General features: G+C 51.1%; 17 protein-coding genes. 16 read left to right on the top strand and 1 reads right to left on the bottom strand.

From position 1 onward, the window contains the following. Window positions 1–257: 257 nt before the first annotated feature. From METTU_RS07565 to METTU_RS07505, 13 genes are all read left to right on the top strand, one after another. The gene (locus tag METTU_RS07565; protein ID WP_006890718.1) at window positions 258–2237 is read left to right on the top strand and encodes a sensor histidine kinase; all 1980 of its coding nucleotides are present in this window, start codon (window positions 258–260) and stop codon (window positions 2235–2237) included. 1 nt (window position 2238) lies between these two features. Continuing rightward, entirely contained in the window at window positions 2239–2946 is a 708-nt protein-coding gene (locus METTU_RS07560) for a response regulator transcription factor (protein ID WP_050897731.1), read from the top strand. Window positions 2947–3035: 89 nt separating this feature from the next. Continuing rightward, window positions 3036–3764 carry a DUF1538 domain-containing protein gene (locus tag METTU_RS07555; protein ID WP_006890716.1) on the top strand — a complete coding sequence of 243 codons (729 nt, stop codon included), beginning with the start codon at window positions 3036–3038 and terminating at the stop codon, window positions 3762–3764. Continuing rightward, window positions 3761–4540 carry a DUF1538 domain-containing protein gene (locus METTU_RS07550; RefSeq protein ID WP_006890715.1) on the top strand — a complete coding sequence of 260 codons (780 nt, stop codon included), beginning with the start codon at window positions 3761–3763 and terminating at the stop codon, window positions 4538–4540. The genes METTU_RS07555 and METTU_RS07550 overlap by 4 nt, the downstream gene beginning before the upstream one ends. 8 nt (window positions 4541–4548) lie before the next feature. Beyond that, window positions 4549–4899: a P-II family nitrogen regulator gene (locus METTU_RS07545; protein ID WP_006890714.1), complete on the top strand. Its 351-nt coding sequence runs from the start codon at window positions 4549–4551 to the stop codon at window positions 4897–4899. Next, window positions 4896–5306, top strand: coding sequence for a CBS domain-containing protein (locus tag METTU_RS07540; RefSeq protein ID WP_006890713.1), 411 nt, complete (start codon window positions 4896–4898; stop codon window positions 5304–5306). Before METTU_RS07545 ends, METTU_RS07540 begins: the two co-directional genes overlap by 4 nt. 280 nt (window positions 5307–5586) lie before the next feature. After that, the gene (locus tag METTU_RS07535; RefSeq protein WP_006890712.1) at window positions 5587–6102 is read left to right on the top strand and encodes a disulfide bond formation protein B; all 516 of its coding nucleotides are present in this window, start codon (window positions 5587–5589) and stop codon (window positions 6100–6102) included. A gap of 100 nt (window positions 6103–6202) precedes the next feature. Then, entirely contained in the window at window positions 6203–9283 is a 3081-nt protein-coding gene (locus tag METTU_RS21675) for a PAS domain S-box protein (RefSeq protein WP_006890711.1), read from the top strand. A 77-nt stretch (window positions 9284–9360) separates the two neighbouring features. After that, window positions 9361–11484, top strand: a complete 2124-nt coding sequence (locus METTU_RS07525; RefSeq protein ID WP_006890710.1) for a CHASE domain-containing protein — start codon at window positions 9361–9363, stop codon at window positions 11482–11484. Window positions 11485–11526: 42 nt separating this feature from the next. After that, window positions 11527–11982 carry a response regulator gene (locus METTU_RS07520; protein ID WP_006890709.1) on the top strand — a complete coding sequence of 152 codons (456 nt, stop codon included), beginning with the start codon at window positions 11527–11529 and terminating at the stop codon, window positions 11980–11982. Further along, window positions 11979–13259, top strand: a complete 1281-nt coding sequence (locus tag METTU_RS07515; protein ID WP_006890708.1) for a sensor domain-containing diguanylate cyclase — start codon at window positions 11979–11981, stop codon at window positions 13257–13259. The genes METTU_RS07520 and METTU_RS07515 overlap by 4 nt, the downstream gene beginning before the upstream one ends. 88 nt (window positions 13260–13347) lie before the next feature. Beyond that, window positions 13348–14154 carry a class I SAM-dependent methyltransferase gene (locus tag METTU_RS07510; protein WP_006890707.1) on the top strand — a complete coding sequence of 269 codons (807 nt, stop codon included), beginning with the start codon at window positions 13348–13350 and terminating at the stop codon, window positions 14152–14154. Window positions 14155–14570: 416 nt separating this feature from the next. Next, complete coding sequence (locus METTU_RS07505; RefSeq protein WP_006890706.1) at window positions 14571–16802, top strand: primosomal protein N'; 2232 nt, start codon at window positions 14571–14573, stop codon at window positions 16800–16802. A 96-nt stretch (window positions 16803–16898) separates the two neighbouring features. Here the strand turns inward: METTU_RS07505 and METTU_RS07500 are convergent, their stop codons facing one another. Beyond that, window positions 16899–17738, bottom strand: a complete 840-nt coding sequence (locus METTU_RS07500; protein ID WP_006890705.1) for an outer membrane protein assembly factor BamD — start codon at window positions 17736–17738, stop codon at window positions 16899–16901. A gap of 120 nt (window positions 17739–17858) precedes the next feature. Here METTU_RS07500 and rluD point away from each other — a divergent pair, with 120 nt between their 5' ends. The 3 genes from rluD to METTU_RS07485 are packed head-to-tail and all read left to right on the top strand — an operon-like array spanning window position 17859 to window position 20469. Beyond that, the gene (gene rluD, locus METTU_RS07495; protein ID WP_006890704.1) at window positions 17859–18803 is read left to right on the top strand and encodes a 23S rRNA pseudouridine(1911/1915/1917) synthase RluD; all 945 of its coding nucleotides are present in this window, start codon (window positions 17859–17861) and stop codon (window positions 18801–18803) included. After that, a complete protein-coding gene (locus METTU_RS07490; RefSeq protein ID WP_006890703.1) occupies window positions 18790–19641 on the top strand; it encodes a purine nucleoside phosphorylase YfiH/LACC1 family protein in 852 nt (283 codons plus the stop codon). The genes rluD and METTU_RS07490 overlap by 14 nt, the downstream gene beginning before the upstream one ends. Window positions 19642–19644: 3 nt before the next feature. Further along, window positions 19645–20469 (top strand): ZIP family metal transporter, encoded by an 825-nt coding sequence (locus tag METTU_RS07485; protein WP_006890702.1) that lies wholly within the window; start codon window positions 19645–19647, stop codon window positions 20467–20469. Window positions 20470–20514: the final 45 nt, after the last annotated feature.

Raw genomic sequence — 20514 nt, 5'->3', positions numbered from 1 at the left:
ACTACGTATATTTACTTACATGCTCACTGATTAGGCCAGTAATTGTCAAATAACAAGGTTGACTGAATTCTCACAAAAATTATCAAAATCTCACAATTTTGTTTGTGTATCACGAATTTGAATTTACTTAAGAGCTTGCAGGTTATAATTTGATTGAGAAAATAGGTCTTTTTGCTTAGCCCTGTACGGTTAAGTCTGGTGTAGCAATTTTGCATCATGGAATGGGCAAAATAGTGGTTAACGAAAGGTGTTATTAGATGAAAAGTCAGCGAAGTTATTCGCTTTGGATGCGGGTTTTACTAACCTGTTACTGCTTGTCCGGCCTGATCTATGCTTCATTGGCGGCCGGCGATACGTCGCCGGGGTTAAGGCAGGTAATGTTGGGCGAAGATGTGTCGGCCAAGGCCGGTCTTGACCAGGTATTGGCCGGGCAGTTGGCTTTTCATCCTATAGCCGCAGGTTCACCTATTAACTTAGGTTCTACCGACTCGGCGTTTTGGCTGCGCATTCGCTTGGAAAATACCGGAGACCAATTGGTTACGCGCTGGCTGGTGGTAGGACCGGCGAGGCTGCGTCATATCAGCCTGTTTGAGTCCAAAGATGGACGCTGGCAAGAAATCCGGGGCGGCATGGCGGAACCGTTTTCAAAGCGTGCAATTCCAACCTTGAGCCAAACCTTTGAGCTTGAGTTGCCGCCGCATTCGACTCGGGAGGTGCTGGCACGGGTGGTCAGTGAAACGACGATAATGCTCGAGCCCGGTTTGTGGAAAGCTGAGCAGTTTATGCTGATGGAACAAAGAAATGAGCGAATAGTCTATTTTATTTCCGGAATGATGCTGCTGACGCTATTGTTCGGGCTGTTACTGGCCTTGTTCGCACACGAGTCGGCTTTTCTTGTGTTTGGCCTGTCGGCACTATGCTATACGCTGTTTTTCTGGGGATTCAGCGGTTTGGCCTATCGTGAGCTGTGGCCGGATTCGCCGGAATGGGCGTTGCATTCGATCGGCTTTTTCGAGGCGCTCAGTGCGGCTCTACTGTTGGTTTTGCACCGCATATTGCTGAAAACGCCGCGTTATCTGCCGCGCCTGGATGGTGTCGTCGTGCTGCTGATAGCTTGCTTCCTGTTGCTGGCGGCATTGACGGTATTTACTCCTTATTATAGAGCCTTGGTGTTGCTGATGAAGTTGGCCGGGCTTGCGATAGCTATCGGCAGTCCGGTGCTGGGATACTATGCTTCGCGGCAGGGGGCGCCGCTCCGCGGTTATGGCTATGCTATATATACGCTGCCTTGGCAGGTATCCTCGGTGTATTATTTCGCTTCGATCAACTGGTTGCCGCCGCTTCCCCGATGGCCGGGTCTTTACGGAGTGCCCTCTGCGCTGCTGCTGAGCACGGTATTCATACTTTACGGGCTGGCGGATCAGCTGAATCAGGCGCGGCGCGCGCATGACCGGCTGGAACAGGGGCAACGGGAACGGCTTGAAGGGTTGGTCATGGAACGGACTCTTGAACTGCAACAGGCTAAAACGATGGCAGAACAAACCTTGGAAGACCAGCACCAGTTCCTGAGCATGGTGTCGCATGAGGTGCGTTCGCCTCTTGCCAGCATCAAAACGGCCACCCAGTTACTCGAACTACAGGCGAAGGATGACGATTCCGCGGCCATTTTGCAGCGCATCTTGCGGGGCGCTCATCGATTGACGCAATTTTTCGACAATTATCTTACTTTCGACAGGCTAAATTCGATGCAATGGGTGCTATGTCAGATGTCTGTCGATTTGCCGGCGTTATTGCAAACGCTGCGTGATCATTATACTTCGATTGCGACCCACGAGATACGCCTTTCGTTGGCTCCCGCCGTGCTCCAAAAGCGTTGGTTGTACGCAGACGCACAGCTGTTACCGGTGCTGCTGGATAACCTGCTGGAAAATGCGCTCAAGTACTCGCCGTCTGGCAGTGAGGTCGAACTGTCGGCCTATATCGGGAAAGACGGCGGTCTGTGCTTGTCTGTGTCCGATCAAGGCGTAGGTATTGCCGCCGATGAATTGGATTTGGTGTTTAATAAGTTTTTCCGTAGCGCTCAAGTAGGCCGTGTAGTTGGCGCCGGATTGGGGTTGTATCTGGTCAGGCAGATTGCCGGTTTGCATGGCGGTTCCGTTCAGATGCAAAGCCGGCCGGGTCAGGGAACAACGGCTACTCTGACATTGCCGCAACAAAGGTGGATAGATGAGCAATGAAATGAATATAACAATGCCGCGAATTGCCGTGGTGGAGGATGAGGAAGATTTGCGCCTTTCGCTGATCGGCTATCTCGCTTCCAGCGGCTATAGAGTGTGGGGCGCGGAAAGCGCCGAGGCTTTTTATAAGCAATTGCTGGTTGCTCCGGTCGAGGTGGTGATCCTGGATGTGGGGCTGCCGGGCGAAAGCGGGCTGCAAGTGGCGCGTCATCTGCGCGAATTAGGCGGTATCAAAACCATTATGTTAAGCGGGCGCGGCTCAGTGGATGACCGGGTGGAAGGCTTGAATCAAGGCGCGAGCCGCTATCTGGTTAAACCTGTCGATATGCGTGAGCTGGTCGCTAATATTCAGTCTGCCGTTCGTGCCCAGAAACAGCTTGCGGCTGTAGCCGGCAGCGCCAGTGCGGCAAGTTGGACGCTGTTACGCGTCGAGTGGATTTTACTGGCGCCCGACGGTACGCAAATCGCTTTGACCACCCGCGAGTTTGCCTTTATGGACTGTTTGTTAAGGGGCAGCCGGCAGGCAGCGAGCCGGGTTGAACTGGCGCTTGCGTTGACCGGCGGCAATATGGAGGGCTTCGATTTTCACCGTATCGATATGGTAGTGGCCCGTTTGCGGCAGAAGATTGCAGTCGTGACGGCTAATGCTCCGATCAAGACCGAGCAAGGCGTCGGTTTTGTTTTTACTGCGAAATGCAAGATGCAATAAGGCATGGGCGCTGCATTAACGAAAGTATGATTAAATAGCGGTCGCGGGGCAGAAATAATCCCATGTAAAAATCAGACAATAGAGCTTGAATGTTTAACAACCCTTTTATTAAACAACTGTTCAACAGTTTTTTGGATTTAGCGCCTATTCTCGCTGTTGTACTGGTATTCCAGGTTTTAATTATCCGGCAACCGATTCCCGATGTCGGCAGTTTAATTGCCGGCACTCTATTTGTTATTCTCGGTCTAACCTTATTTGTTCAAGGGCTTGAGCAAAGCCTGTTCCCGATTGGCGAGGCGATGGCGCATGCGTTTGCCCGTAAAGGCAGTTTATTCTGGCTGTTGACCTTTGCTTTTTGTCTGGGATTCGGCACCACGGTGGCGGAACCGGCACTGATCGCGATCGCCCAGGAAGCTTCAAGCATTGCCGCTAAAGCCGGAGTTATCGGGCAAAGCGACGAGGCTAAAAACAGTTATGCGCTGGGTCTGCGCATTACTGTCGCGTTGTCGGTCGGCTTTGCTATCTTGGTCGGCGTATTGAGGATTATCCGGGGCTGGCCTTTGTATTACCTGATTATCGGCGGTTATTGCGGGGTGATTATCATGACGCCGTTTGCGCCGCCTGAAATCATCGGCATCGCCTACGATTCCGGCGGCGTCACCACCTCGACCATTACCGTTCCGCTGGTAACGGCCTTGGGTGTCGGCTTGGCTACAGCCATCAAGGGGCGTAATCCGATGGTTGACGGCTTTGGTCTGATCGCCTTTGCCTCATTAACACCAATGGTTTTCGTCATGGCCTACGGGATGCTGAGATGATTGCCTGGATCAGCCAATTTGCGCTGGCTTTGTTGTCTACCTGTCGGGATATTTTGCCGATTGCCGCGATTATCATCGGTTTTCAATTGCTGGTTATTCGCAAACCTCTGGCGCATCCTAAAAAAATGCTGACCGGGTTTGTCTATGTGTTGCTCGGCATTGCATTTTTTCTGAAAGGCCTGGAAATGGCGCTGTTCCCATTGGGGAAGCTAATGGCGGCGCAGCTGACTACGCCGGAGTTTTTAGGCATTAATCCCGGTGAACAGAACGTAAGTTGGCAAGCCTATTATTGGGTGTATGTGTTTGCCGCCAGCATCGGTTTTGCGACCACGCTGGCCGAGCCGTCCTTGCTGGCGGTTGCCTGGAAAGCCGAACAGATTTCCGGCGGCGCTATCCGCGCTTGGGGGCTGCGCATCGCGGTTTCCATCGGCGTGGCTTTCGGCATTGCTCTGGGCGCTTATCGGATTGTGACCGGAACGGAGCTTTACTATTATATTGTTGCCGGCTATATCGTCGTGCTGATCCAAACCCTGTTTGCTCCCAAACTGATTATCGGTTTGGCCTACGACTCGGGCGGGGTCACGACGTCAACAGTCACCGTGCCGTTGGTGACCGCATTAGGCTTGGGGCTGGCCTCTACGGTTCCCGGCCGCAATCCGCTGCTGGACGGCTTCGGCTTGATTGCCTTTGCCAGTTTATTTCCGATCATCGCTGTCCTGGGTTACGCGCAAATTGCGCAATGGCTTAGCAAAGGCGGTCTTTCATCCAAACCTTGAGGAACACCATGCATTTCAAATTAATTATCGCATTTGTCGAAGACGACAAGACTGACCTGGTGCTTGAGACGGCGCGTGAAAACGGCGCTAAAGGTGCAACCGTCGTCAGTAATGCTCGCGGCGAAGGCATGAAACAATCGAAAACCTTTTTCGGCCTGACCCTGGAGACCCAGCGCGATGTCTTGATGATGCTGGTCGAAGAACATCTTAGTCGGCATATACTGGAAGCCATTGCCAAAGTTGCTCAATTCGATAATAAACCCGGCACCGGCATTGCCATTCAGATCGATGTTGAAGATGCCGTTGGCGTCATGCATCAGGTTGAACAGTTAACCCATGAACTTGAGGACAAAATATGATTGAGCCACGCATTGTAATCCGCGTCAAAGATGTAATGAAAACCGACTTTGCCACCATCGACGGCGTTGCTACCATAGAAGATGCCCTGAAAAAGATGAAATCGCTTAAGACTTCAGTGCTTATTGTTAATAAACGCCATGAGGATGACGAATACGGCATGATTAATTCCGGCGATATTGCCCGTCATGTGTTGGCGAAAGACCGTGCGCCGGATCGGGTCAACGTCTATGAAATCATGAGTAAACCGGTGATTTCGGTATCTCCCGATATGGATATCCGCTATTGTTCGCGTTTATTTGCCAACTATAATCTGGTCAGGGCGCCGGTTATTGAAAATAACAAGATTATCGGTGTGGTCAGTCCGAATTCATTGGTGTTGGATGGAATGTATAGGGCTTGTACGTAAGGTTCAAGGCGAAAGGCGAAGGGCGAAGGGCGAAGGGCGAAGGGCGAAGGGCGAAGGGCGAAGGGCGAAATTTACGCGGGTTCCCAAGCTCCAGCTTGGGAACCCGGATAGCGAAGCTCCAGCTTCGCGAGACGGGGCTTCCGGCACCGAATTCCCAAGCTGGAGCTTGGGAACTAGCAAATCCGTCTGATCAGTGTCGCCTGGAGGCGCCTACTTTTGGCATCCGCGTTCTATTATTAGCGGAGTAGTTACAATAAACTCTTTATTAAGGCAGTGTATCATGTTGAAATTGTTAAGATTTAATTCGAGAATCTGGTTTTTTCTGGGCTTCCTCGGTTGTGTGTTTTTGCTGTCGATGGGCGCTTATTTCCAGTTTGTTCAAGGCCTGGATCCCTGTCCCTTGTGCATTTCCCAGCGCATTGCCATTTTGCTGACCGGTCTGGTTTTTTTAAGCGCCGCACTCCATAATCCGGGACAAACCGGCGTCACCGCTTATGCCATATCGGGCGCGGTAACGGCTTTGTGCGGCGCGGCTATTTCAACCCGGCATGTCTGGATACAACACTTACCGGCCGATAAGGTGCCGGAATGCGGCCCCGGTCTGGAGTATGTGCTGCAAAACTTCCCGTTGTTTGAAACGGTCAAGTTAATGCTGAGCGGCACCGGAGATTGCGCCAAGGTGGATTGGACCCTGTTGGGTTTCAGTATGCCTGAATGGACATTGCTGGCTTTTGTAATGCTGGCAACCCTGAGCCTGCTGCAAATCTGGAATTATAAAGGGTCGGATGATCGCTAGGGCATTGGCTTTAAAACATGTTTTAGATACCAGTCTTCTATGACAGTACACAGGATTTAAGCTGATCCTGACAATCCCCATTTCATCCTGTACCTGACACATGCAATCACTGATTGATCTTTTCGGTCTTAAAGACCTCATTCCTCATGGCTATTGCCTGTCGTGGAGCCCGGTATTACTTTGGCTGAACGTCGTCTCGGATTTGCTGATTACGCTCTCGTATTATTCCATTCCCCTGATGCTGGTTTATTTTATCCGGCGGCGTAAAGATTTGCCCTATGCGTGGTTGGTTGCCCTGTTTGCCTGCTTTATTGTTGCCTGCGGCACCACGCATTTACTGTCGGCTATCACGATCTGGATACCTTTATATTGGCTGGACGGCTTGCTTAAAGGCTTTACTGCGATTATTTCGGTTGCCACCGCCGTGTTGATGCTGCGGGTTATTCCCGGCGCCTTGTCTGTGCCCAGTGCCGCACAACTGCAAGCCGAGATACAGCAAAGGAAAACAGCGGAACATGCCTTGCGCGAAAGCGAAAATAAACTCGCCACCATTCTCGACAGTGTCGAAGCCTTTATTTATATCAAGGATTGCAACTATCAATACCAGTACGCCAATCAGCCGGTGCAGCAAGTATTTGGCAAAGCGCTGGAAGACATCATCGGAAAATCAGACGATGCTTTTTTTGATGAGGCTACCACGGCAAAATTGCGCGAAAATGATCGCCGTGTCCTTGGGTTGGGTGAGCGTACAGCGGCCGAGAATATTTATATCCACAAGGATAGTAGCGCCACTACCCGCACCTATTTTACCGTTAAGCAACCGCTACGCCGGGAGGATGGCAGTATTTACGGTTTGTGCGGAATTTCTACCGACATCACCGAGCGCAAGCAGATGGAAGAGGCGCGGAAAGAGGCGTTGAGCCGACTTCAGAAAATCGCCGGCCGGGTGCCGGGCGTTGTCTATCAATATCGTTTGCGGCCCGATGGCAGTTCCTGCTTCCCTTTCGCCAGTGAAGCCATCCATGATATATACCGGGTCAGTCCGGAGGAAGTTCGCGAGGATGGGGCCAAAGTGCTTGCCATTTTTCACCCGGACGACTACGACGGCATTGGCGCCTCCATCCAGCAATCGGCGCGAGACCTGACTCCGTGGTGCTATGAATATCGGGTCAAGTTCGACGATGGCACGGTGCGCTGGCTGTTTGGCAACGCGCTACCGCAGAAAGAAGCGGACGGTTCCACGCTCTGGCACGGATTCATTACCGACATCACCGAGCGCAAGCAGATGGAGGAGAAGCTGCGCGACAGCGATGCTTTTAATGTCAGCGTACTTAATTCGCTGACCTCGCACATCGCCGTGCTGGATGCGCAAGGTGTTATTGTTGCCGCCAACAACGCATGGCGACAATTTGCGCAAGAAAACGGGTTATTGAAATCCAGCCAGGATATGCTGGGATTTAGCTATCTGGATGCGTGTAACAATGCCTTTAATCAACCTTATGGCGATGAGGCAAGTGTTGTTCGGGAGGGCATCACGGCGGTGCTGGATGGCGAGCGGGAAACATTTCACTTAGAGTACCTGTGTCATTCGCCCAATCAGCAACACTGGTTTTATATGAATGTATTGCCATTGCACGGCTCATGTCGCGGGGTTGTGGTCAGTCACAAAAATATCACCGAGCGCAAAAAGGCGGAAGAAGTGGCACTGGCCGCTTCTCAATACGCCCGCAGCCTGATTGAAGCGAGTTTGGATCCCTTGGTGACGATCAGCGCAGAGGGCAAGATTACCGATGTCAACACCGCCACGGAACAGGTGACCGGCGCGGGTCGAGACAACTTGATCGGCAGCGATTTCGCGGACTATTTCACCGACCCCGGGAAAGCGCGGGAGGGCTATCAGCGGGTGTTTTCTCAGGGATTTGTGACCGATTACCCGCTGGCTATTCGCCATGTGTCGGGCAAAGTTACCGACGTGCTTTATAACGCCAGCGTGTACCGTGACGGCAATGGCAACGTGCTTGGCGCGTTCGCCGCAGCGCGCGACATCACCGAGCGCAAGGTAATGGAAGATGAGCTAAAGAACAGTGAGGCAAAATTCCGTTCGATTATCGAAGTTTCACCGGTGCCGATGGCGTTGAATGATGAGCTGTTGAACATTACCTTCCTGAATCCGGCGTTTGTGCAAACCTTCGGTTACACACTAGATGATATTCCCACGGTGGCGGACTGGTGGCTGAAAGCTTACCCTGATCCGGATTACCGGCGCTGGGCCGAGTCTACCTGGCAAACGACACTGGAAAAAGCCAAACAGGAACAGACCGGCTTCTCGCCCATGGAAGTGGCTGTTCGCTGCAAGAACAACAGCGTTAAAATCGTGTTGGTGACTGCTGCCGAGGTGATTCATAACGATGTTGCCGGTATGCATTTGGTGGTGCTGTACGACATTACTGAGCGTAAACAAATCGAAGCCGAACTGACCCGCTCCAACGCCGAGCTGGAGCAATTCGCCTATGCGGTATCCCACGATATGCGCCAGCCGTTACGCATGGTGACCAGTTATTTATCCCTGATTGAAAATGCATTGACCGGCCAGCTGAATGAAGAAACGCAACAGTTTATCGATTTTGCGGTGAACGGCGCAAAACGCATGGATGCGATGATTTTGTCGTTGCTGGAGTATTCACGGATAGGCCGTGTTTTTGAAGCTAAAACACGGCTTAGCAGTCAGGCCTCTTTAGATGAAGCGCTGGCTTTTCTTAACCCTGAACTCAGCGCTTGCGGCGGCGCAATCAAAGTGACCGGCGATTGGCCTGAATTGTTTGCCAGCCGTGATGAATTAACGCGCCTGCTGCAAAACCTGATCGGCAATGCGCTTAAATATCACGACGAAAATCAACCGCCGCAGGTTGATGTTCATGGAACGATTAGCGCCGGATCGTTACGGGTGGAAGTGCGCGATCAGGGTATCGGTATCGAGCCGAGTCAAAGGGATCGATTGTTTAAGGTGTTCTCGCGTCTACAGGCGCGCAGCCGCTTTGACGGCACCGGCGTAGGCTTGGCTTTGTGTCGCAAAATCGTCGAACATCACGGCGGTACCCTTGGCGTAGAATCGGCGGGCGAAGGGCAGGGCTGTGTGTTCTGGTTTGAGTTGCCTATTATGAATACTGTAATTTCGGAATAGAAATGCGATCAATCGTGTCTCTGCAACGCTTCCCGTCACGCGAATCAGGAGCTTGGAAACAAGCGTAAAAAACAATAATGAAATTATTTGCCAAGCGTTATCTGCGCTTCATGCTGCCCTGGCTGGTGTTGTTGATGGGGCTTTTCGGTACAGGGCTTGCGGGCTATTGGGGAAAACTCGACATAGAGCGGGATGAGTATCGCAAGTTTGCTTTTTATTGCGATGAAGTCCGCTTAAAAATAGAGGCAAGGCTTGATGCTCATAAGCAGACATTGTTGGGCGGCGCTGCGCTATTCGATTCATCGGATACTGTGACGCGTAAAGAATGGCGCCATTATGTTCAGCGTTTACGCAGTGATGAACACTTTAACGGCATTCAGGGTCTGGGTTTTTCAATTTGGATTCCGGCCGGGCAATTGGCCGCGCATCAGGCGCAGCTACGCGCTGAAGGTTTTCCTGAGTACGCGGTACGTCCTGAAGGTAAACGCGATGTTTATACCGCCATCATTTTTTTGGAACCGTTTAACGGGCTTAATTTACGCGCCTTTGGCTATGATATGTATTCCGAACCGGTGCGTCGCGCGGCAATGGAACAGGCGCGGGATAATAATGAAATCATCCTGTCGGGCAAGGTGACTTTGGTACAGGAATCAACTGAAAATGTGCAGGCGGGTACCTTGATGTATGTGCCTGTTTATCAAAGAAACCGGCCTGTCGATACCGTTGAACAGCGTCGGGCCGCATTATTCGGTTGGGTATACAGCCCTTTTCGCATGGAGGATTTACTGGATAAGCTGGTGCCGAATGTTGAAGGTAAAACGATGGCGCATGTACATTTTCGCGTTTATGACGGGCGCACTGTGCAAGCGGACAAGTTACTGTATAACAATGCAGAACCGTCTTATGTCGAGACCGCCCAACCTTCGTCCATTATAGAAATAGAGACCGGTTTCAATGGTACGGTGTGGACATTGCAGTTCGAAAAGATTGCCGGTACGCAGGGCGGTATTGATTACAGCAAAATGTGGGTTATTTTGGGAGCGGGATTCCTCAGTAGTTTTCTGCTGTTTTTGCTGTTGCGCTCCTATATGGGTATGCATGTTAATGCCGCTAAAATGGCCGCTGAACTGACGACGCAGTTGCGCGAGAGCGAACAGCGTTTCCGGCTGTTGGCGGATTCGGCGCCGGTGCTGATCTGGCAGGCGGGTACGGACAAGCAGTGTTACTATTTTAATAAAGGCTGGCTGGAATTTACCGGTCGTACCCTGGAGCAGGAACAGGGCAACGGTTGGGCAGAATGTGTGCATCCTGGTGATTATCAGCGCTGTCTTGATACTTATATAACGGCCTTTGACCGGCGGAAACCCTTTTCGATGGAATACCGTTTGCGGCATCATGACGGCGAATATCGCTGGCTGATTGATACCGGCGTTCCCCGCTATACTGACGACAAAACTTTTCTCGGCTATATCGGTTCGTGTGTGGACATTACTGAGCGGAAGCAAATTGAGGATAAGCTGGCGCGCGCCCATGCCGAATTGGAACAGTTTACGCGTATTGCCGCACATCATTTGCAGGAACCGGCGCGGCGTCTGGTGAGTTTTGCGCAACGCTTGCAATCACGCCTACCTACAGAACAGCTAAACGAGGACGCTATAGCCTCGTTGCATTTTATTGAACAAGGCGCAGCACGGCAAAGCGCTCTGGTGCGCGATATTCAATTGTATCTTGCCGCCGATCAGCCGCGCAGTACGATGGAAACGGTTGCCGTTAAGGCTGTTATTGCCGGCCTGCTGGAGCATAGAGCGACGCTAATGCGTGAAACGGGTGCGCAGGTCGATTACAATGACGCGCCTTCCGTTCATATCGATCGTCCCCGGCTGAAAGATATTTTCAGTATTTTGCTGGACAATGCCCTGTGCTATCGTCATCCTAAGCTTACGCCGCAGATACGGATTAGTGGCGAAGCGAAGGCAGGCCGGGTCATTTATCGCGTAGCAGATAATGGCGTCGGCATTCCGGCGGAGTACCGGGAGCGCGTTTTCGGAGTATTTGAGCGTTTGCAGGTCAATGACGATCAAAATTCCACGGGCATCGGCTTGGCCATCGTCCGGCGCATTATTGAAAGCTGCGGCGGCTCGGTAACGATACAGGAAACACCGGGCGGCGGCACGACCGTGTTATTTGATTTACCTGCGTAAATGTCGGCTTATGCTAACCCAATCTAGACAAGAGATTTTATAATGACCGAAACCGGCAACTCCCACTTCGTTGAAATTTTACTGTTGGAAGATGAACCCTCTGATGCCTATTTAGTGAAAATGGCGTTAAAGGAAGGCAAAGTATTGGCGCATTTGCATCATGTGGTTGACGGGCGTGAAGGACTGGATTTTTTAAACAGGACGGAAAAATATGCCGATGCGCCGCGTCCTGATTTGATTTTTCTTGATCTTAATATGCCGCGTATGAACGGCAGCGAATTTCTAACCGTTATCAAGGCGGACGATCGTTTTAAAGGCATTCCGGTGGTGGTGTTGACGACTTCCGATGTGGAAAAAGACGTCATCTGTTCTTATCAGCTCGGCGCCACCAGTTATATCACCAAGCCTATGGATATGTCGCAGTTTATCAAGGCCATTCAGCAGATTGGCGAGTATTGGTTTAGCCTGGTGCGTTTGCCGCAAGGTTATAAGCTATGAGCCGAGGCCAAGCGATTCGGGTATTGCTGGTAGAAGACGAAGACGGTGATGCGCATCTGGTAAAAATGAAACTGGGACAAACGCAGAGCGGGCATTTTGAGGTAACCTGGACTCAATCGCTTACTGATGCGCAACGCTGTTTGGCGGCGTCGTCTTTCGATGTAATTCTGCTGGACTTGTCATTACCCGATTCGGAAGGCTTGGCGACCGTTCACAGTGCGCGAGTCATGGCGATCGATATGCCTATTGTGGTGCTCAGCGGACGCGGCGACACCGATTTTGCACTGACCACCCTGGAGGCGGGCGCTGTAGATTACATGGTCAAGGGTGATTACGGTTATGATGGCTTGGCGCGGGTGATTCGTTACGCATTGTTACGAACCGAGATGGAGGCGCGCAACAACTTGCTGATCGCGGCATTGGAGGCGGCGGCAAATGGTGTTGTTATTACCGATAAAGATGCAGTTGTTATATGGGCTAATTCGGCTTTTGGTCGATTAACCGGTTACAGCCCTGAAGAAGCGGTGGGGAAAAATCCGAATCAATTGACCAAATCAGGCTTACAGAATGCAGACTTTTACAAGGATATGTGGACAGTTCTTCTGGATGGTCAAAATTGGCGCGGCGAGCTTGTTAATAAGCGCAAAAATGGCAGTCTTTATCACGAAGAACTAAGCATTGCCCCGGTAAAAAACGGTACCGGCGAAATTACCCATTTTGTCGGCATTAAAGAAGATATTACCGAGCGCAAGGAGATGGAAGCGCAATTGCAAAAATTGGCCAGTACCGATCCTTTGACCGGACTCTTTAACCGCCGCGTATTTCTGGAGAAACTGGAGCTGGAAAGAGCGAAAGTGGCGCGATTGCCTCATTATTCAGCGGTGTTGCTAATGCTGGATTTGGATTTTTTTAAGCGCGTCAATGACGCTTACGGCCATGCCACCGGCGATATAGTGTTAAAGGTGTTTGCCGAAATAGCGCGTAATACCTCGCGCGCCATTGATATAGCTGCGCGTCTGGGCGGCGAGGAGTTTGCTATTTTGCTGTCCGGGGCTGACAAGAACGACGCCCTGATCATGGCGGAACGCTTGCGCGAGCAAGTTGCAAAGACCGTTATCGATCATGACGCAGGCCCGGTGCAGATTACCGTCAGCATCGGCGCGGCTACGCTATCGGTTGATGATATTAATGGCGAAGCGGTGTTGCACCGCGCCGATGTGGCTTTGTATGAAGCTAAAGACCGGGGACGTAATCAAACCTGCTGGTTTGGCTTTTAGCAAGACCCGCTGGATAGCAGTTTCATTGCTCGCGCCGCGGCCGTGCGAAGGGTCTCCTCTACAAAAAATATGGATTGGAATAAATAGCATGAAAAGTATTTTATTGGCACTTTTGCTGGCAAGCAGTTTTTCATCGTCGCACGCTGCAGAAAAGCCAAGTTCTTTGCACCAGGCAATCGACGGAAAGCAGCGTTCAGCAGAGCATAAGCAGCGGGATAAATACCGGCATCCGCAGCAAACGTTGGCGTTTTTTGACGTAAAGGACAATATGACCGTCGTCGAAGTCTGGCCGGGCGAAGGCTGGTACACGGAAATTCTTGCACCTTATCTAAAAGATCACGGCAAACTGTATGCTGCGCATTTTTCAGCCGATGCCGACGAGCCTTATTTTAAAAAGAACCTGCATGAATTTGTTAAAAAGATAAAAAGCCAGCCGAAAGTTTACGGCAAAGTTGAGTTAAGCGTATTGCAGCCGCCGAAATTTTTGCAAATCGCCCCTGAGGCTTCAGTTGACCGGGTTTTAACGTTTCGCAATGTGCATAATTGGATGAAAAACGATCAGGCCGCGGCGGTATTCAATGCGATGTACAAGGCATTAAAGCCCGGTGGAATTTTAGGTGTCGTGGAGCATAGAAATTCAACGTTAAAACCGCAGGATACCAAAGCGCTATCCGGCTACGTCACTGAAGACTATGTGATTGCGCTGGCAAGAAACGCGGGCTTTGAGTTTCTGGATAAATCCGAAATCAATGCCAATAGTAAAGATACCAAGGATTATCCCGAAGGCGTCTGGACTTTGCCGCCCGCTTTAAAGCTTAAGGATAAAGACAGGAAGAAATATCAGGCTATCGGCGAAAGCGACCGGATGACGATTAAATTTATCAAGCCGCATTAAAATTGAGAGCGCTCAGTTTTAGCTCGGCGCTTTTACACAGTAAACAAACATTAGTATACCGGTTGTACCGCTTCATATGGTTGCATTAGAACAAAAAAAATACGCTCTTGATGGTAACTATATTGATGGATTTCGCACAGGCCTCGACTCTATCTGCATATTAGCGTGGAGTTAAAGTTAAGAATGGGGGCGAAAGCTTTTTACTGACAAGTGTTATTTGTTAAGTAGCTGAAAAGTAAGTAGAAATAATTGTCGGCTTAAAAGTGTTCAATGTAACAAAACTGTAATAAAAACCGCTAGTAAGCGTTGTTAAAAACTATTTTTACACAGAGTTATCCACAGATTCTGTGGGTAACTCAAATAGTCTAAATCGTATAGAGACTTAGCCTTAAAACATCAAAAATACTTCAAACATTATGGCCAAGTTGCAAAACGGGAATGAGCTGATTTTCAGGGTTGCCATTGCCGTTCCTGTTTATCGATTATTTGATTATCTCGCCCCGGAACAGTTTGAGTCGGCCCATATCAAACCGGGCATTCGCCTGGAAGTGCCGTTTGGGAAAGCTAAAAAAATCGCCTTTCTGGTCGAGTGCGTTCAGCATAGCGATGTAGCAATCGGTAAGTTAAAACGTGTCGAACGGATACTGGACGAAAAGCCGTTATTATCAACAAAAGACTTGGCGCTGCTGCATTGGGCCAGTCGGTATTACCATCATCCGTTAGGCGAAGTTTTCAGCGCGGCTTTCCCGGTGGCGCTACGCCAAGGAAAATCAGTCGTTATTCAAGCAGAAAAACGCTATGCCTTGACTGACGCGGGCAAAGCTATTGATAGCGAGCTGTTGAAGCGGACGCCCAAACAAAAAAGCGTACTGGAAAAATTTCAGGCACACCAACACAGTTTGTCCGAAGCGGAACTGTCCGAATGGAATGAAAACTGGCGCACTTCGGTAAAGCAGCTGGTAGACAGGCAATTACTACAGCTTGCCGCATCATCAGAGTTCGGGGCAAGTGCTTCGGAATCAATCATCAGAAACACGGCCTTGCAGTGCAACCCGCAGCAGCAAGCGGCGATAACTGCGGTATGCGATAGTCTGGGGCAATTTGGCGTTTTTTTGCTGGAGGGCGTGACCGGCAGCGGCAAAACCGAAGTGTATATGCAGATTATCCGTACCGTGCTGGAACGGGGTCAGCAGGTTTTGGTGTTGTTGCCGGAAATTACCCTGACGCCCCAGCTTGAGGAACGGTTCAGGCAACGATTTACCGTCAGCATTGCCATTTCGCATTCCAAATTGACCGACCGGCAGCGCGCTTGTGCCTGGCTTACCATGCAGCGGGGTGAATGTTCCATTTTATTGGGGACCCGATCCGCCTTGTTTACGCCGCTAAAAAATCCCGGCTTGATCATTCTCGATGAAGAGCATGATGCCTCGTTCAAACAACAGGAAGGCTTTCGTTTTTCCGCCCGCGACGTCGCCGTGGTGCGCGGCAAGCTGTTAAATATTCCGGTATTGCTGGGCTCCGCGACGCCTGCGCTGGAAAGTCTGCATAACGTCGATAACAAGCGTTACCGCTTGCTGCATCTGCCGGAAAGGGCGGGAGATGCAACTGCGCCGGTCTTGCAGTTGTTGGACATCCGGAACAAAAGAATGCAGGAGGGGCTGTCCGAAGCGCTGGTTGCGGAGATACACAAAACCCTGGCAAGAAATGAGCAGGTATTGTTGTTCCTAAACCGGCGCGGCTTTGCGCCCACCCTGATATGTCATGGTTGCGGCTGGGTTGCGCGTTGCGGGCGTTGCGATGCCAATCTGGTGATTCATTATGATGAAGGGATATTGCGTTGCCATCATTGCGGGCAGGAACAACGCCTGATTAAGCACTGTCCCGCCTGCAAAACCGGGGAATTGACGCCGTTGGGACTGGGCACTGAGCGGGTGGAAAAAGTGCTGGCGGAATTATTCGCCGGTAAAACGATTGTTCGCCTGGACCGGGATTCCACTCAGCGCAAAGGCGCATTGGAAAATTATTTGCAGCAAATCAATCAGGGTTCGGTGGATATTATTCTGGGTACGCAAATGTTGGCGAAAGGCCATCATTTCCCCAATGTGACGCTGGTGGCGATACTGGATGTGGACAGCGGCTTGTTCAGCATTGATTTTCATGCCCCGGAAAAGCTGGCGCAAATGATCGTACAGGTCTCAGGCCGCGCGGGACGAGCGGAAAAACCCGGTCGAGTGATTATGCAAACCCGGCAGCCGGAGCATCCTCTATTAACAACGCTGATCAGGCAGGGTTACAACAGTTTTGCCAAGACCGCGTTGGCGGAGCGCAAGGATGCGTCATTGCCGCCGTTCAGTTATCAGGCGTTATTAAGGGCCCAGGCCCTGGATGCCGAGATGCCGAAGCTGTTTCTGCATGCGGTTGCTGAACTGGCGCGGGAATACACCAAAGGTCATACCGATATTTTGGGGCCGGTTGCCGCGCCCATGGCCAGACGTGCGGGACTTTACCGCTACCAATTACTGTTTCAGAGCGGCAAGCGACCGGAGCTGCATGCGTTGCTTAATGTGCTGATGCCGAAAATTGAAAAGCTCAAACAGGCAAAAAAAGTGCGCTGGTCGCTGGATGTCGATCCGGTGGATTTGTATTGAAGATTAAAAAGCTTTACCAAGAAGGCACGAAGAACACGAAGTCTCTTATTTTTCCTTCGTGTTCTTCGTGCCTTCGTGGTGTATAAAAAATAAAGTCTATTTTTCCAAACCGATAAAATCCCAAACCTTGTGCGAAAAGGTCGAGTCTTTATGCTCGGGCACCGGCGGGCCGTTCGGGTAGTTTAACTCGTAGACTCGGGTGGTATCTTTGGCAAGATCCGGCAGTTCAAGTTTAGTGTAGGCTTCCTGCATAATTTGCAACGCATAGGGAACGGCAGGCGTGCGCTGGTATTTATCAACGACAGTAGAGGCCCTGTTGATGGCGGCAACATAAGCTTTGCGTTTCATATAAAAACGGGCGACATGGACTTCATACATCGCCAGATTGTTTTTAAGCTCAATCATGCGTTGTTGGGCATCGGCTATGTATTTGCTGTTGGGGAACCTGCGAGTCAGTTCGGCAAAATTGTCATAGGCGTCACGGGCCGTTCCAGGGTCGCGTTGCGAAGTATCGGTAGGCAGGAAGCGATCGATAAAGCCTATGCCGCGATTGTAATTAACCAGGCCTTTTAAATAATAAGCATAATCGACGCTGGAACTGCGCGGATTGATTTTGATAAAGCGGTCGGCGGCGGCGATGGCGGCCTCAGGATCGCTGTTTTTGTAATAAGCGTAAGCAATGTCCAGCTGTGTCTGAGCGGATTCATCGCCAAAAGGATAGCGGGATTCAAGCGCTTCGTAGAGCTTGATGGCCTTGTCATAATTGCCTGCATCCAGCGCCGTTTTGGCTTGGCCTCGAAACTTCTCGGCATTCCAGTCGGCATATTCGTCTTCGGTGTCGGAATCGCCGGAACCGAGGCTTTTAAGCGTCTCGCAGCCCTGAAGAGACAGGCCTAAACAACAGATAAATAAAAATTTAATTAAAATTAATCGCATAGTGCTAACGACACGCTGTAATATAAGGGGTTTTTCTCGCTGGATTTAACTGCGATACTTGAGATGACTTGGGTATCCGGCGAGTATAACTTAACAATGGGTTAATCAGAAGAACTTGTTATGACAAGATTAACGGAAGAAGTGCCATTTGAAATGGCCGGCATGCGATTAGATCAGGTGCTTGCGGAACTGTTTGCGGATTATTCGCGTAGTAAACTGCAAAGCTGGGTTAAATCAGGACGAGTGCAGGTCAACGGGCTGACACTCAAGCCCAGAGACAAACTGGTCGGGGGCGAAACGATAGCGTTGGATGCCGAGGCGGAAATAGTAATAACCGCCGAACCGGAGCCAATTCCGCTGGAAATTATTTTTGAAGATGAAAGCCTGCTGATTGTGAATAAACCGGCAGGCTTGGTGGTGCATCCGGCGATAGGAAACTGGAACGGTACGCTGTTAAACGCTTTGCTGAATCATGATTCCAGCCTGGAGACCTTGCCCAGAGCGGGTATTGTGCACAGGATCGATAAGGAAACCAGCGGACTGTTGATGGTTGCAAAAACTTTGCAAGCCCATAACAGTCTGACGCAACAGCTACAGGACCGGGACATTACCCGCGAATATCTGGCGATTACCCGTGGCCGCATGACGGCAGGCGGTACGGTGGACGAACCTATCGGCAGGCATCCTACCGATCGTAAGCGCTATGCGGTCAGGGAAAATGGCAAGCATGCCGTGACCCATTATCGAGTTGGTCAGCGTTTTACCCGCCATACTTTGGTTCAGGTTAAGCTGGAAACCGGCCGTACCCACCAGATCAGGGTGCATATGGCGCATATTCGTTTTCCGCTGCTGGGAGACCAGGTTTATGGCGGACGCTTTCAAATGCCGCCCGATTGCAGCGAACAGTTGGAAAAAGAATTGCGCAGTTTCAAGCGGCAGGCCTTGCATGCGGCAAAGTTGGGTTTGCAGCATCCGGTTACCGATGAATATCTTGAATGGGAACAACCGCTGCCGGAGGATATGATTCGGTTGTTGGAAGCGTTGGCGGAAAATGAGCGGGACTAAACACTGGCTGACCCCGGACTGGCCTGCCCCGGCCAATATTCACGCGGCGACTACGTTACGTACCGGGGGGGGCAGTTGCGGCGTTTACGCCAGCCTTAATCCGGCGATGCATGTGGGCGATGACGCTCAGCGGGTTAAGCAAAACCGGCAGCTTATTAAAGAGTTGCTGGGTTTGCCTGGCGATCCGGTTTGGCTGGATCAAATACACAGCAATCGAGCGGTACAGGTTGCAAATCCCCCCGCCCCCCCTTTGCAAAAGGGGGGTGGCGGGGGTTTGCAACAAGCCGATGCCAGTTATACGGCTGAGCCGGAGGTTGTATGTGCGGTGCTGACGGCGGACTGTTTACCGCTACTGGTTTGCGCGACAGACGGAAGCCAAGTGGCCGCCATTCATGCCGGTTGGCGGGGCTTGCTGGCAGGCGTGATCGGCAATACGATCACCTCAATGCAAATCCCCCTCGATCCCCCTTTTGCAAAGGGGGAGGCTGGTCAGTTCGACGCTGCCGATTCCAATTCCTCCCTTTGCAAAAGGGGGGGCAGGGGGGATTTTCTGGTATGGCTGGGGCCTGCAATCGGCCCTGACCGCTTTGAAGTAGGAGCAGAAGTGCGGGATGCTTTTCTGGAAAAATCACCAGCATTCATAACGGCTTTTAAACAGCAAAGCAGCGACAAGTGGCTGGCGGATATTTATCAGCTGGCCCGAATTGATCTGGCTACGTTGGGCATCGATAAGATTTACGGAGGCGGTTTTTGTACCGTCACCGAACAGGAACGGTTTTATTCCTACCGCCGGGATAAACAAACAGGGCGTATGGCTACGCTGATTTGGAGAGAATAAAGAGTGAGTTTACTGATATTAATTATCATCTTTACGGCGGTTGGCGGCGTGTTAAGCGTTATGGCGGCCGCCGTTTTTCTATTGTTGCCTGATCATCGCAGGGCCGCGGTGTTGCCGCACGGGATCAGTTTTGCGATTGGCGCGTTATTGGCGGTCGCCTTTTGGGGCTTGATTCCCGAGGCCTTTGCACAAATTAAACCTGAGCAGTTTCAAGCGTTATCCGGGACAATTTTAGCGGGCGTGCTCGGTTTTTTTGTACTGGAAAAGTTACTGATCTGGCGGCATTGTCATTCCGGCGATTGCGAGGCGCACGGCGATGAAGATGAGCACGAACATGACCGCGGGCATAGTCACAGTCACGGCATGGCCAAGTCAGCCGGGGCGTTGATTATTCTCGGCGACGGCATCCACAATTTTGTCGATGGCGTTTTAATCGCTGCGGCGTTTTTGACTGATGTGCATCTGGGGATCGTTACCAGCCTGGCTGTTGCCGCGCACGAAATTCCTCAGGAGGTGGGGGATTTTGCAATTTTGTTGCACAGCGGCTATTCCAAAAGCAAAGCGCTTTTCTACAATATGCTCGCCAGTTTAACCACGGTTTTGGGCGGCGTGTTGGCGTACTTCGGGTTGGAAGATTTGCATGACAGCTTGCCGTACTTTCTGGCGCTGGCGGCCTCAAGCTTTATTTATATTGCGGTAGCCGATTTGATACCGTCGTTGCATAAAAAGACCGATATGAAGACATCGTTGCAGCAGATCGCGTTGATTGCGATGGGTGTATTGTTGATTTGTTCATTGCACGGCATTGCGCATAATATGGAAGTTTAAGACGAAAGGTAAAAGGCGAAAGACAAACGCTGCGCCTTTCGCCTT

This window comes from Methylobacter tundripaludum SV96 (assembly GCF_000190755.2).
Taxonomy (GTDB): Bacteria; Pseudomonadota; Gammaproteobacteria; order Methylococcales; family Methylomonadaceae; genus Methylobacter_A; species Methylobacter_A tundripaludum.
This window is presented reverse-complemented; position numbering and strand designations above follow the sequence as displayed.